We start from the raw sequence: 14,811 nt of genomic DNA on the forward strand, positions 1-14,811 counted from the left end.
TATGACTATATTTTTATATAAGGAAATAATGTTTCCCTAGTGCAAATTTTAAAGTAGAAGGCAAAAAAAAGCAAGGGGCTATTTCACCCCTTGCTTGATGTTATATTTAGACTCATTTATTTAATCATTTACTGTATATTACTCTGCACTATTTTCAGTAGCGGGTTTCTTTTTGGGTACACCATCTAATCCATATTGCTGATCATAAGCTTCAAAAATCTGACGTGCAATTGGAGCGGCACCTTGAGCACCATATCCACCTTCAGGTACAACAACAGCCACAGCTAGTTTAGGATTTTGTGCTGGAGCATACGCGATAAAGACAGCATTCTCAATCGTTTTACCTGTAGCCATCCGCTGTTGTGAAGTTCCTGTTTTGCGACGATAATCATAAGGAAATCCTTTGAACGCATCCACTTCACTTTGCATTCCCGATTGAACTGCATCCCAATACTCTGAAGGAAAATCTACTTTATTCAGCACTTCTTTTTTAAATTTCTTGGTTACTTGTCCATCTGCATTACGAATCTCATTCACAAATTGTGGCTTCAAACGTTCTCCACGATTCGCTAACATCGTTGTATATTGTGCTAGTTGTAGAGTTGTATATTTCCCTTGTTGTCCAAAAGAAGCATATGCTAAAGCAGATTGAGCACTTCCTGATTCCATTTCATGTATATACTCTTTATATCCTATATATTCTGCGGCAAGTCCACTTTCTGTAGATACTCCTAATCCAAATTGCTCCATATATTTATCCCATACGTCTACACCTGGTTTACCTTCATACTTCTGATATAACCGTTTACCAACCATATCGACCATAAAGGTATTGGATGAATGAGATATAGCACCAATCGGACTTAATGTTCCATAAGCTCGGCTACTTGCATTACGTACTTTAGTGCCATATCCTTCTTTTCCTAATGTGGTAATACCATGATCATTATAACGATCTCCAAGTGTGAATAAATGTTCATTTAAGCCAATTAACACAGATAAAGGCTTCATCGTCGACCCTAGTAAAACAACCGAAGAAGGATGATCGCCACCACCTGGACGATTGACAGATCGAATAGCGCCATTCATATAGTAAGGCTCTATATTTTTCCATTCACTTTCAGTACGTGTATCTTTACTCCAAATATTACTATCATAATCAGGCATACTTGCCATAGTAACCACTTTACCTGTATCTATTTCCATTGCTACTGCATACCCTGTTACAGCATTAGGAGCACTAACTCCGCGTGTGCCTGAATAACGTATTTTAGCCGTATGCTCTGTGATTGCTTTCTCCGTCGCTACTTGTATCTCTTTGTTGATCGTTAGTACAAGATCCGATCCTTTGACAGGTGGAATAAGTTCTGTCGGTCCAGAAGCCATATTTTTAGGATTGATTGGCACTCTACGATAACCACTTTTTCCTCTCAATTCATCTTGATATAACAGTTCTAATCCATCAAATCCTACATTTTCGATAGCCGAATATTTCATAGCGGGATCTTCACTTGAATTTCGTTGGATATTTTTATATTTATTTCGACTCATAGAAGATACGAAAGGACGCAAATATCCTACTGTCTGAACAGCAACCGTATCTGTATCATAATGTCGTATATTTTCTTCTACGATTTCTATACCTTCAAATTCATCTCTACGCTCTAAAAAATAAGCAATTTCTTTATCAGATAATCCTGTTTTGATACGTCGAGGTGTGTAGCCATTTCCTTTAGCATATGTAGTATCCATTGCTTTAAAAATATCGACTGTTGTTAACTTCTTAGTATTTGGATCGCCATATTGATCAAATATCTTCTGTAACTTTCTTGCTAACTGCTTCGCTTCTTGAATACGATCTGCTCGATTATAATCTTTATCTAGTGTCAAATATAAAGACTGCGTAGGTTCTGAATAAGCAATCGGATGCATACTTGAATCATAAATCGTTCCTCGTGTCGGTAAAAGAGGGACTTCTTTGACAATATCGCCTTCTGCTACTTTACGTAATTCTGGCCCTTCAACAAATTGAATAATAGCTAATCTAACAACAATCACTGAAAATACAGCAAACGTTATAAAGAAGAAAATATTGAGTCGAATAGCGAACTGTTTACGGTGTTTTTCCTGCTCATTTTCATGAGCAGGACTTTTGTTCAAATTCATAGATATCCACCTTTTATCAATTGTGTTTATTCTGTTGTTGTTTCTTCAGTTACAGCTTTACCTTTAGGGACTCCATCCAAACCATAGTATTGATCATACGCATCAAATATTTTTTTGGCGACTGGAGCTGCACTTCGAGAACCAAAGCCACCTTCAGGAATCATTACAGCAATAGCTAACTTCGGATTATTACGAGGAGCAAAAGAAATAAATACACCGTTATCGACTAATTTACCATAGATAGATTGCTGGGATGTACCTGTTTTACGTGCTACATCATAACGATAATTTTCAAATACAGGTACTTTACTTCTCATCCCTTGAATAACAGTATTCCAATATTCGTCTGGAAAGTTTACAGTATTTAATACTTCAGGCTCGATCTTTTTCACTAGATTTCCTTGAGCATCTGTAATTTTACTCACAAATTGAGGTTTGAGACGTTTACCACGATTGGCGAGTGTTGTTGCATACTGTGCTAATTGAAGTGTAGTATAACGACCTTGCTGTCCAAAAGAAGCATAAGCCATCGCTGCCTGCGCACTACCTGCGGCTTCCAGATTTAGATACTCTCCCCGACCTTCATTCTCGTAAGGAAGTCCGCTTCCTGTAGTTACACCTAGACCAAATTCTTTCATGTATTTGTCCCAGACGTTGACGGATTCGGCACCATATTTGTTATACAAACGCTTGCCGACCATATCGACCATAAAAGCATTGGAGGATTTTCGAATCCCTTCAGTCGGTGTTAAATAGCCTAGAACTTCACCTAATGCATTACGTACACGAGTCTCATGACCTGCTTTACCAAATTCAGCATATCCGCGATCGGAGTATCCTGCATACGGCGTAAATAGTCCTTCTTCCATTCCGATCAATACACTTAAAGGCTTAATAACAGAACCCATCAAGACCATAGATGAAGCTCCTTTACCTCGGTATACTTCTCGAATCGTACCATTAGCAGAGCGAGATAGAATCTCATTGATTTGGTCTTGACTAGGTGCATTTCCCCAGATATTGGAATCGTAATCTGGCATACTTGCGATAGCTACTACATTGCCTGTTTCGACTTCCATCGCTACTGCATAACCCGTTTGAGCATTAGGTGCATAAGCATTACCACTACTATAAGAATGCAAGTATGAAAGCTGATCAGTGATTGCTTGTTGAGCAACCAACTGTAGATTTTTATCAATCGTCATCCAGAGATTATTCCCTTTAACTGGTGGTGTTAAAGTAGCACGTCCATTCACACGATTTAACGCATTGATTGGTGTTTTCTTCACACCGTTTTTCCCACGAAGTTCGTCTTGATACGTATATTCAAGACCATCGACACCGACTAGTTCGGTATCAATATAACGAGATTCCTCATCTGATAGTCGAGCACGATTTATATATTTATTCATTGAAGTTTTCACACCATAAAAGGCTTTCAAATAACCTACCGTCTGTACAGCTAACTGATCTTTACTGTACTCACGCACACTTTCTTCTCTAACTTCAATCCCTTGGAATTGATCTTTATGTTCAAGAAAATAAGCAATCTCGCTGTTACTCAAATCTTTTTTGATTCGACGCGGTGTAAAGCCATAGTTTTTAATATATTTAATATCCATTTCTTTTTCAATTTCTGCGGCTGTCATTTTACGATCAGGATCACCGTATTTATTAAATACACGCTTGAGGTCACCAATAATTTGGTATAATTCTGGTTTATTTTTCTCCAAGCGATAATCTTTACTCAATGTAAAATATAACGATTGCATCGAAAGGGAATAAGCAACTTTGGTTCCTGTAGCATCATAAATATTCCCACGGGTCGGTACAATCGGAGTGATATCGTTGGCAACATAGGCTTCTTTTTCTTTCAACGTTGGACCTTCTACAAATTGTAAAATAGCCAAACGTACAATAAGCACGCTAAAAATAACAAATACAGAAAAAAAGAATATATTCAAACGCACCGAAAATTGCTTACGATGACTGACTTCGAGGTCCTCTGATGATTGTTCATTCCACTTTTTCATTCGGGTTGTTGAACCTCCTATGTATTTTGTTCCATATAATGTTGTTCTTTCTTCATTTTAACATATGTAAGCGCTATGTAGACTACAAAAAGATAACAAAAAAGCAGGTTCCTTATCGAAAGGAACCTGCTTACACATATTTGGAACATACACATCTACGTTTACAATTAATTATTACTTGTAGCTGCGGTTTGATCTGTTGTTTTTGCTTCAGATACTTTTTTCGGAATACCATCTAAGCCATATTCTTGATCATAAGCATCAAAGATTTTACGAGCTACTGGAGCCGCACTTTGCGCACCGAATCCACCTTCTGGAATCACTACGGCAACAGCCAATTTCGGATTATCTCGTGGAGCATAAGCGATAAATACACCATTATCCACAAGATGACCATATACTGATTGCTGAGATGTACCTGTTTTACGAGCATAGTCGTACGGGAATCCATCAAATCCAGATACTTTACTCTTCATTCCTGACTTGATCGCAGACCAGTAAGAATCAGGGAAATCAATTTGATTAACGACTTGTGCTTTGGTTTTCTGTACAATATTACCTTCTGAATCTGTAATTTTGCTTACCAATTGAGGTTTGAGACGTGTACCTTTATTAGCTAGGGTCGCTACATACTGTGCTAATTGCAATGTGGTATATTTCCCCTGTTGTCCAAAAGAAGCATACGCCATCGCTGCTTGCGCACTACCAGCGGCTTTAAGATTCATATACTCCCCTGAACCATCACTCTCGTAAGGAAGCCCACTTTTCGTAGAAACACCCAGACCGAATTCTTTCATATATTTATCCCAGACATTGATCGATTCGCCACCGTATTTGGTGTATAACTTTTTGCCGACCATATCAACCATAAAAGCATTTGATGAATGTTCGATCGCTGTAGAAGGAGTTAAATAGCCATATACATGATTACTGGAATTACGTACTTTGGTCTCGTATCCTGCTTTACCAAACTGTGCAAATCCAATATCTTGATAACCACTATAAGGTGTAAACAATCCTTCTTTAAGCCCTACTAGAACACTCAAAGGCTTAATAACAGAACCCATCAACACCATTGAAGAAGCATGCCCTTCACGATACACTTCACGAATCGCTCCGTTTGCATAATAATGCTGAATGTCTTTATATTTATCGTCTGTCATACTTTCCCATACATTAGAATCATAATCAGGCATACTTGCCATAGCGACAATATTTCCTGTATCGACTTCCATCGCTACTGCATATCCTGTTTGTGCATTAGGCGCATAGGATGAACCGCTACGGTAGGAATGAAGAAATGACAATTGATCGGTAATCGCTTGTTGCGTTGTTTTTTGTACATTTTTATCAATCGTCATCCAGACGTTGTTCCCTTTTTCAGGAGCAGTCAATTCAGTACGCCCGCTTGCAATATTCATTGCATTAACAGGGGTTGTTTTAAGACCATTTTTACCGCGTAGATCATCTTGATACGCATACTCAATACCATCGACACCGACAAACTCTGTATCTAGATATTTTTCTTGAGCATCTTCTAATCTCGCTTTATTTTTATAATGGTCCATCGTATTACGTACACCGGCAAAAGAAGACAAGTAGCCAACGGTCTGCACAGCGACACGATCCGTATCATAATGTCGAACACTTTCCTCTACAATCTCAATCCCTGGAAATTGATCTTTATGTTCGAGGAAATAAGCAATCTCTTCATTGGTTAAATCTTTTTTGACACGGCGCGGAGTGTAACCAAAATTTTTGCGATACGTAATATCCATCGCTTCAATAATCTGATCCGCTGTCATTGTTTCATCTTTACTTCCATATTGATTGAATACTTTTTTGAGTTTGCTTACGATGCCGTACAATTCATCTTTATTTTTAGCTAAAGAATAATTTTTTTCCAATGTAAAATAAAGTGACTGAGACGACGTAGAATAAGCAATTTTTTCACCGGAAGCATCCATAATATTGCCACGGATCGGTGGAATCGGGGTACTTTTACTAGAAATACTTGCTTCTTTTTCTTTCAACGTTGGACCTTCAACAAACTGCAAGACCGCCAGACGAACAATTAACACACTAAAAATGACAAAGGTCGCGAAAAAAAATACATTCAGTCGAATCGAAAACTGACGCTGATTTTTAATCTCGCGCTTTGACGGATCGTCCATACCCGATTTATTCATGTTGTAACATTTCCCTTTCTCTTACGGCACTACATGAGGCCTGTCATTCTGTACATCAACTATAAAACGAGACGACTTTTGAACTTTTTTTATCATACCATAGACAACCTGCTGTTGAATATTTTCGCTCTTTTACAACACGCTTTGCTCGATATGTGTTTCTGCAAATTTGGGAGGATTAAACCAATCACCCGCTGAAGCCCATGTTGGATCAAGTGGAACCCATTGCTCTGAATCTGGCAAATACACTTGATTCCAAGCATGCGGACCATAACCACCTTGTCCATTATAACCAAGCCCTGTGACGACTCTTACATCTATCCCTTGAGAACGAGCCATCACCGCATATAAACGGGCATAATCAATACATACCCCTTTACGAGTCGCAAAAGTTTCTTCAGGATTCTGCTCATGCCAGATTCCACGCTGTTCATAATTTTCGACTTTACTATAGTCATAAGTTACTCGAGATCCTACCCATTCGTAGAGCAGACGAGCTTTACTTTCTGTACTTGTTCCTTTGGCTACAATCGCTGCCGCCGCATCTTCGATATCAGATGGGATACTGCGATCAACGACATCATATTTACGTTGAAAAATACCAGTCAACTCTTTTTCCACTGCACTGGTGAATACAGGTAAAGTATCCGCTACAAATGAACCGGTTAAGGGCTTAATCACAGTAGATACACTTTTTTGATACAGAGAGGAACCTTCTACATAAGCAGTGACCGTTGTACTTGGATACAGGCTGACTACTATAAATAAAATTAAAATCACTATTACGGATCGAATCGCTCCATTCAGAAGCCCAATTCCTCCACCTGCTAGACGATTGATCCATGAAGAACGCTTCTCATTCACCACGATTGTTCCTCTGCGCCATTTTTCAGGTAAAAGCAATACGGTTAGCAATGAAAAAGCAATACTAGCTACTACATAACTCAGTACAAATAGCACAATAAAACGCAATAATGAAAATTCAGAAATTAAATAAATGGCTGAATAATACATTTCAGTCCACCATTTCAATTCACCTTCTGGTGTAACCGAAGATACACTTTGCGCCCATGCTTGAACATGAGGCGATGCCCACAAAGCAAACGGAGCGGCTAGTACAAGTGCAAGTACTGTTAATAAGGTACGACCCGCCCACGAAAATAATCTTCCTGCTGAACGTACAGCTCCATGACGTATTCCCTGAATAATCGAAAATAAAACAATCACATAAATCAAAACCGATACTGGACTGCTATCGAAAAACGTGGACAGCTCATTGAATGTCATACAGGTCCCCCTACATTTTGATCACACGGTTTAAGAAGGGTTACCTGATGTGCCAGCGTTCGATTTAGCTTCATCAATAAAAGATTTCATCGTTCCCTTCACATCCCATTCCCCTAAAGACACACCACGGAAAGTAACACCCACTGTATTTTTGCCAGGCGTTCCTAGCACTTGAAGATTAGTGGTACGAATCGTATAGCTACCATCTTGATTTTTTTCAAACTTCGCATCAGCGGCTTCTTTTTTCATCACTTCTGTTGCTTCTTGTTGTAATGCTGAAATCGTCTGTTCCGTTACTCCAGATACCGTATCTTTAATTTGATCCATTGAAATCCCGCTGTATATAAATAAAGCTACAGCAATAATAATAACAATCAACCATTTGATCACCGTTTTGACCAGATTGATAACGAGAAAGAGTATAATTAAGGCAACCAAAATGATTAGCCAATTTTGTTTAAAAAACTCGCCCCATACTTGCCAATCCATACATATAACCTCCAACTTTCATTTTTCATGATGAATCCATTTGTGTAATAATACATACCCTACCTGATAACCTTTGTTCATTATACAAGATGTATAGACGATATGTCAGCAAACGCCCGATATCATCACTTTTATAACATCCACTTCGAATATATTACAATAAATGGAAGGAGAATGAAGCGATGTATATTATTGTTGAAGGTAAAAATGATCGTAGTCGATTACGTCGATTGTTAAAAGAAGATATAAAGATCGAATGCACATTTGGAACACTTAACGCCTTAAAGTTAGAAAAACTTCGCAAACAAATCGGGCATGATGAAGTTTACTTATTTATGGACAATGATCCCGCAGGCAAAAAAATTCGTGGTGTGTTACGTGATACTTTCCCGGATGCTGTTCATATGTATACCCGGCGAGGTTATGCAGGGGTTGAAGGCACACCGGATGAATATCTAGTGGCTCAATTAGAAAAAGCAGGCTTGGAAGAATACATTATTTATCCCATCCTATATTAAAAGAACACCGCATAGAGATACTCCTCTTGTGGTGTTCTTTTTTATGATTTTAATACACGCTTAAGAGTGATGAACCGTATCTATAATCATCGTAATAAAGCTAATCGTCAAATAATTAATGGAAAAAACAAAAGCCGTTTTCGCCCATTTATCATTATCTTGTTTTTTAAATCCTGCGACTGCCATCCCGAACCATAGTACCGATAAAACAAGCGAGACGATCATAAAAATAATACCTGTATAATTGTAGACATACATCAAGATAGGAATAGGAATCAACAGTGCAATATAAGGAAGCATTTGATACTTTGTGCGTTTAATACCTTTGACAACAGGTAAAAGTGGAAATCCTGCGGCACGATATTCCTCTACACGGCGAATCCCGAGTGCCCAGAAATGAGGAGGTTGCCATAAGAATAACATTGCAAATAATAGCCATGCTCCTAGATCCACTTGATGTGTAACGGCTACATAACCAATAACCGGTGGCATTGCTCCTGATATACCACCAAGTGAGGTGCTCCATGTCGATGAACGTTTTAACCACAACGTATAGATCACCACATAGACAAACATTCCAAGTATACCGAATGCTACTGCAAGTAATCCTGAGAATAATGTTAGTACAGCCATTCCAAGTACGCCTAATATGATCGCATACCAGAGCACGATATGAGGCGAGACGCGGCGTGTTGCTAGTACACGGTCTTGGGTACGTGTCATTTTGGTATCGAGATCACGATCAAAGTAATTGTTAAATACACAGGAAGATGCCATGACTAACATGGTTCCCAGCAATGTCCATATTAAATGAATATAATTGACATTCCAGCCGGATGCTAACCAAAACCCACCAAATGTAGCGATCAGATTAGATCTTAAAATCCCGGGCTTCGCTAACGTCACAAAGTCTTTCCAAGTCGCTGGTTGATCTGGAAGAGCAGGTTCTGTAGAGACCGTTGTAGCCTCTGAAGGAGTAGGTTGACTGAATCGATTGTCCACGTTGATAAGTTCCTCCCTAGCGCTTACTTTGGCAAGCGCATTTTGTTATCAAATGAGCTAACTAAGATTCATCTTTTTGCAATTGGTTTATCATAATCTGAACAGGCAATTATTACGTATATCATGTAAAATAGCTATAATCCATTCGATAATGTTGCCGATATCAATAAAAGATGGATCTTTTTTACCGCACTAGAAGATGTCGCGCTTTAATTGCCAAGCGCTTATCGTAAGATATTTTGCTTTGCAAAAATCACGTTTGACTGCACTAGAAGATGTCGCACTTTAATTGCCAAGCGCTTATCGTAAGATATTTTGCTTTGCAAAAATCACTTTTGACTGCACTAGAAGATGTCGCGCTTTAATTGCCAAGCGCTTATCGTAAGATATTTTGCTTTGCAAAAATCACTTTTGATTGCACTAGAAGATGTCGCGCTTTAATTGCCAAGCGCTAAAAGGAGAGAATTTGTAATGGATACTGCTACCCATTTTGCTATGGGATTCGGGCTTGCCGGGCTTGCTTATGTTGATCCCGTTGTCGCTTCTGATCCAAGATTAGCTATCGCGGTTATGGTGGCGACGATTGTAGGTTCACAAGCACCCGATTTTGATACGGTTTTGAGATTTAAAGACAATGCTACTTATATTCGTAATCATCGGGGAATGTCACACTCCCTTCCTTTTATGGCGTTATGGATATTATTGATTGGTGTAGGTACATCCTTGCTGATTCATCCCGCAGGTATGGGGCACATTCTGCTCTGGACGGCTATTGCTGTGATGGTTCATGTGTTTACCGATCTATTTAATACGTATGGTACACAAGCGGTCAGACCGTTTAGTGATAAGTGGATATCGTGGAATATTATTAATATTTTTGATCCGTTTATCTTCAGTACGCATATCCTGGCTCTGTTATTGTGGATCACAGGTTTAGTTGCACCTGCTCCATTATTTATTACCCTTTATGTAGTGATTGCACTCTATTATGTATGGCGTACTGCCACTCATTTTATTTTAACGAAAAAAGTAGAAGAATTAGATATCGAAAATGGACGTTCTCCTGAACCGGATGGACATTATATATTGATTCCGACGATTTCTTTACGTCGCTGGCATGTGGTTCATGCCAAAAAAGATGGCAGTTATCGAATGGGATGGTACAGTCCAGACCGTTTGATCTGGGCAGACTATATTGAGTCAATGGATCACCCGGCTATTGAAGCTTCTCGCAAACATCGTGATATTAAGGCATTGCTTTATTTTTCATCGTATACCGTTTCTGAAGTAGAAGAGACAGCAACGGGTTATATTGTACGTTGGGCAGATGTTCGTTATCGTCACCGTCGTCAATATCCGTTTGTCGGTGTGGTTGTGATGGATCATCATTACAATGCCATCGATTCTTATGTAGGCTGGTTAAGCCCTGACAAAATGAATGATCGTCTAGGTCTGCATATCAGTTAATGAAATCCAAACCTATATTACTTTAACAAAAAGAACCCTTGATCAGGTGTATAGCGACATCAGCCGAACATGCTGTGTACTCTATACCGATCAGGGGTTTCTTTTATATTTTTTTATAAACTAATCTGCTCATTATTTACTAAATAGTTGAGTCGCATCTTCAAGCGCCATTTGCTGACCGAGAGAAGAATAATCGAGCCACTTCTGTCCATCCAATACATAGACATGTTTATTTTTCACAGCTTTAAGATTAAGCCACAATGGATTTTTTTCCAATTCATCAAAGTTCGTCTGAGCATCATTACCTTTACTAATAATAACGAAGATCGCATCAGCATTGAAATCAGGTAATACTTCTTTGGAAATGACTTGATACGGCTCATCTTTGGAGATTTTATCGATTCCATCTGCCATCTGAAGCTTTAGATCTTCGAACATAATCGGTCCGAGTGGACGTACTGTACTCATCACACGCAATTCTTTAGGAGTCATTCGAATCGCCATCACTTTTGCATCTGCTCCTAATCGGCTATGAATCAATGTGCTGACTTGTTCTGCTTTTGTATCGTAGTCTGCAATAAACATATCTGCTTTTTTCTCAAGCCCTACATGAGTAGCTATTTCTTTCAATTGATCTTGCCATGTTCCTTGATCCATATCGATCACAATAGTGGGTGCAATTTGCTCAAATTTGGTAAGATCTTTACTTGAATATTCTTTATCGATATAGATCACATCCGGTTGAAGCGCAAGCAGTGCTTCCATATCTGGATCAGTCACCACACCTAACTTTTGAGTTCCTTTTAATTGATCAGCAACATGCGGTAAAAAGTCTTTCACATCTCCACCGATTACTGAACCTACAGGTTGAATCCCCAAAGCGAGCAAGTTATTGGTAATATGAATCGACATCGAAGCGACTTTGGCTTTGGAATCATGTACAATCACACCATTTTCTTCTTTGACCATACCTGAGGAAGATGATGTAGATAATGTAGACGTTGTTGAAGCCGCAGGTTGTCCACATGCTACTAAGAAAATGATCATAAATGCTAAGCTCATCATAACTAAACTATTTTTTATTTTCATACTGTATTGCCTCCGTTATATCATTCAGACTGTTTTTTTGAATAAAATATAAATAAAATAAGGTCCACCAATCAATGCTACCACCACACCTGCGGGTACAAAGTTCGGTTGGAAAATCGAGCGCCCTATCGTATCGGCACTAAGCAACATGATCATCCCGATCATTGCCGCTACCGGAACAAAGTGTTGATGACGAGCACCTACTAACTGTCTTGCAATATGCGGAGCAATTAATCCGATAAATCCAATCGAACCTACCATAGCAACACTGGAACTAGCCAACCCAACAGCCAATAATAGAAGGACTATTCGGCTTCTGGTGGTAGAGTTCCCTAGACTGGCTGCAATCTCATCACCCAGAACGAACATATCTAATGTTCTGGATCGTAGATACACCCATGGGACAAATAATGCGATCCATGGAAGTAACGCCCACACATTCACCCATTCTCTGCCCCATACACTTCCAGCTAACCATGTCGCTGCAAAAGCATAGGTATCTGGATCTAATTTCAAAGACAATAATAATGTAATCGCACTTACGCCAGCGGCAACAGCTATTCCTACTAAAATTAAGCGAATTGGAAGTAATCCTCGCTGTCTGTCATACGATAACATAAAGATCACTAGCGCAATCAATACACCTCCTCCAAATGTGAACAGAGGAATCAATAAAGCTATTGGCCCTTCCATCGTACGAAAAAAAGAGACAAAAATGATCAATCCAAATCCTGCTCCTGCATTAATACCTAATATCCCGGGATCAGCCAGAGAATTACGAGAGACTCCTTGAAGAACAGCTCCAGCAACACCAAGACCAATACCTGCTAAAATCGTAATCAGAATACGTGGCAGACGATACTGAAACATAATCAAATTTTCGACGGTTGATCCTTGTCCTAGCCATGTCCACATTACACGTAACGGGGATAATCTAATAGAGCCTGTATTGAGACTAATTAAGACGATTACGATCGCTATGACCACCATCAAACCTGTGATCCAGATCGCACGACGTTGTTTGCGAACATTTAACTGCTGAATATCCATCCTTATAACCCCCTTCCTTCTTTACGTGCTAAATAAAGAAAGAACGGCACACCAACCAAAGCCACCATAGCACCAATCGCAAATTCTTGCGGAGGACTTACCATTCGTGAAGCAAAATCTGCCCATACCAGCAAAATCGCTCCTAACAAAGCAGATAACGGAATCACCAATCGGTAATCTACCCCTATCCAGCGCCGTGCTATATGAGGAATCACTAATCCTACAAAACTAATCGACCCTGCAACAGCTACAGAAGAACCCGCTAATATAACAGCTGCGATCATCGCCATGACTTTTACAGATGTCGTACGTATCCCTAGATTCGTAGCGGTCTCATCCCCAAGTGCTAGAAAGCTAATCGAACGTCCCATTGTGATACTCCAGATCATCATAACCAATACAATCGGAATCAATAGATGAAGATGTTCCCATGTTACACCGGACACACCCCCTGCATACCAGAAAGCCAGATCTTGACTCAATCCAAAATAAAGCGCAATCCCTGTACTTAATGAATGCAGCATCGCCGCTATCACTGCACCTGCAACCGTAAGTTTTAATGAGTTCAGTCCCCCTGGTGTAAATGAAGCCAACACTACAATCAGTAGGGTAGTTATTGCTGCTCCTACAAACGAAAATAACATCAGATACGAATACGATAATTGAGGTAAAAAAGCAAAACATAATGCCACTACAAACGCTGCACCAGCATTTACTCCCAGTATCCCCGTATCTGCCATCGGATTACGTGTGACCCCTTGCATCAAAGCACCGGCAACAGCAAAAGCTATCCCTGCAAACACAGCGCCCAATACACGTGGCAATCGGATATCATACACAATTTGGTGAGCAGTAACGGTTGTATCATAATGAAATACAGCATCCCAGACTGTTCCCATCGTTAATTCTTTAGCTCCATAAGAGACAGCGATAAATATCGATAGCACCAACACAATCAGTGCGAGTAGAAACGAGAAACTGACACGTACGCTTTTCATGTTATTCATAATCGTATCTGCACAAACCTCCTATACGGCATAAATCATGAGTTTATCCTCCATAACACTTTCTTATTTCAACACAATTGAGAATAATAATCAATTAGAAATTAAAAAAGCCTGTTGTTCGACATTTCTATCGAAACACAGGCTTTTACAAGTATGACTTTATCTGACTATTGGTAATATATTGTATTTCATTTCAGAATGAGACTTGACCCTTATAGTATGCTCAGGCACAATAGAAAGTAGTAATTATTTAAGCATATGTCCGCTTGATCGGACCATATCATTCAGGAGGCTATCCATCATGAGTAAAGGTCTTTCGCTGTGGTTTGCCGTCTCTTCTATTGTTTTGTTAATGTTTTGTGCAATCGCTATCTCTTATTCAGCATGGTTAGCGATATTGCTTGGTGTTGTCGCTATCGGTAATATCGGCTGGGGATTTGTTACCAAAGCCAAACGTCAACGTCAATCAGGAACACCTACTATTTAGCTGATCTATAAAGCATCCTCAGATGTG

Annotated in this window: 12 protein-coding genes; 3 read left to right on the forward strand and 9 right to left on the reverse strand. The window is 39.3% G+C overall.

All coding sequences use genetic code 11. From position 1 onward, the window contains the following. Positions 1-138: 138 nt before the first annotated feature. The 5 genes from PaeCFBP13512_RS13780 to PaeCFBP13512_RS13800 form a co-directional block, all read right to left on the reverse strand. Positions 139-2,166, reverse strand: a complete 2,028-nt coding sequence (locus tag PaeCFBP13512_RS13780; protein ID WP_137223791.1) for a peptidoglycan D,D-transpeptidase FtsI family protein — start codon at positions 2,164-2,166, stop codon at positions 139-141. Between the two features lie 26 nt (positions 2,167-2,192). Then, a complete protein-coding gene (locus PaeCFBP13512_RS13785) occupies positions 2,193-4,199 on the reverse strand; it encodes a peptidoglycan D,D-transpeptidase FtsI family protein (protein WP_137223793.1) in 2,007 nt (668 codons plus the stop codon). 167 nt (positions 4,200-4,366) lie between these two features. Beyond that, the gene (locus tag PaeCFBP13512_RS13790) at positions 4,367-6,388 is read right to left on the reverse strand and encodes a peptidoglycan D,D-transpeptidase FtsI family protein (RefSeq protein WP_069326201.1); all 2,022 of its coding nucleotides are present in this window, start codon (positions 6,386-6,388) and stop codon (positions 4,367-4,369) included. A 132-nt stretch (positions 6,389-6,520) separates the two neighbouring features. After that, positions 6,521-7,675: a transglutaminase domain-containing protein gene (locus PaeCFBP13512_RS13795; protein ID WP_137223795.1), complete on the reverse strand. Its 1,155-nt coding sequence runs from the start codon at positions 7,673-7,675 to the stop codon at positions 6,521-6,523. 30 nt (positions 7,676-7,705) lie between these two features. Next, positions 7,706-8,164, reverse strand: coding sequence for an ATPase (locus tag PaeCFBP13512_RS13800; protein WP_069326199.1), 459 nt, complete (start codon positions 8,162-8,164; stop codon positions 7,706-7,708). Positions 8,165-8,346: 182 nt separating this feature from the next. Here PaeCFBP13512_RS13800 and PaeCFBP13512_RS13805 point away from each other — a divergent pair, with 182 nt between their 5' ends. Next, entirely contained in the window at positions 8,347-8,682 is a 336-nt protein-coding gene (locus PaeCFBP13512_RS13805) for a toprim domain-containing protein (protein ID WP_137223797.1), read from the forward strand. Positions 8,683-8,742: 60 nt separating this feature from the next. Here PaeCFBP13512_RS13805 and cyoE read toward each other — a convergent pair whose 3' ends face one another. Next, positions 8,743-9,684 (reverse strand): heme o synthase, encoded by a 942-nt coding sequence (gene cyoE, locus PaeCFBP13512_RS13810; RefSeq protein ID WP_137223799.1) that lies wholly within the window; start codon positions 9,682-9,684, stop codon positions 8,743-8,745. A 471-nt stretch (positions 9,685-10,155) separates the two neighbouring features. Here cyoE and PaeCFBP13512_RS13815 point away from each other — a divergent pair, with 471 nt between their 5' ends. Further along, positions 10,156-11,151 (forward strand): metal-dependent hydrolase, encoded by a 996-nt coding sequence (locus PaeCFBP13512_RS13815; RefSeq protein ID WP_069328905.1) that lies wholly within the window; start codon positions 10,156-10,158, stop codon positions 11,149-11,151. A 132-nt stretch (positions 11,152-11,283) separates the two neighbouring features. Here the strand turns inward: PaeCFBP13512_RS13815 and PaeCFBP13512_RS13820 are convergent, their stop codons facing one another. From PaeCFBP13512_RS13820 to PaeCFBP13512_RS13830, 3 genes are read right to left on the reverse strand one after another with little or no spacing between them, the layout of a single operon-like run. Beyond that, entirely contained in the window at positions 11,284-12,234 is a 951-nt protein-coding gene (locus PaeCFBP13512_RS13820) for an ABC transporter substrate-binding protein (protein WP_371748220.1), read from the reverse strand. Between the two features lie 30 nt (positions 12,235-12,264). Continuing rightward, the gene (locus tag PaeCFBP13512_RS13825; protein ID WP_137223803.1) at positions 12,265-13,290 is read right to left on the reverse strand and encodes a FecCD family ABC transporter permease; all 1,026 of its coding nucleotides are present in this window, start codon (positions 13,288-13,290) and stop codon (positions 12,265-12,267) included. Between the two features lie 2 nt (positions 13,291-13,292). Beyond that, positions 13,293-14,297, reverse strand: a complete 1,005-nt coding sequence (locus tag PaeCFBP13512_RS13830) for a FecCD family ABC transporter permease (RefSeq protein ID WP_137223805.1) — start codon at positions 14,295-14,297, stop codon at positions 13,293-13,295. A 301-nt stretch (positions 14,298-14,598) separates the two neighbouring features. Between PaeCFBP13512_RS13830 and PaeCFBP13512_RS13835 the strand changes: the two genes are divergently transcribed. Further along, complete coding sequence (locus PaeCFBP13512_RS13835) at positions 14,599-14,784, forward strand: hypothetical protein (protein ID WP_069328901.1); 186 nt, start codon at positions 14,599-14,601, stop codon at positions 14,782-14,784. Positions 14,785-14,811 lie beyond the last annotated feature (27 nt).

The sequence above is a fragment of the Paenibacillus sp. CFBP13512 genome (genome assembly GCF_005233705.1).
Taxonomy (GTDB): domain Bacteria; phylum Bacillota; class Bacilli; order Paenibacillales; family Paenibacillaceae; genus Saccharibacillus; species Saccharibacillus nuruki.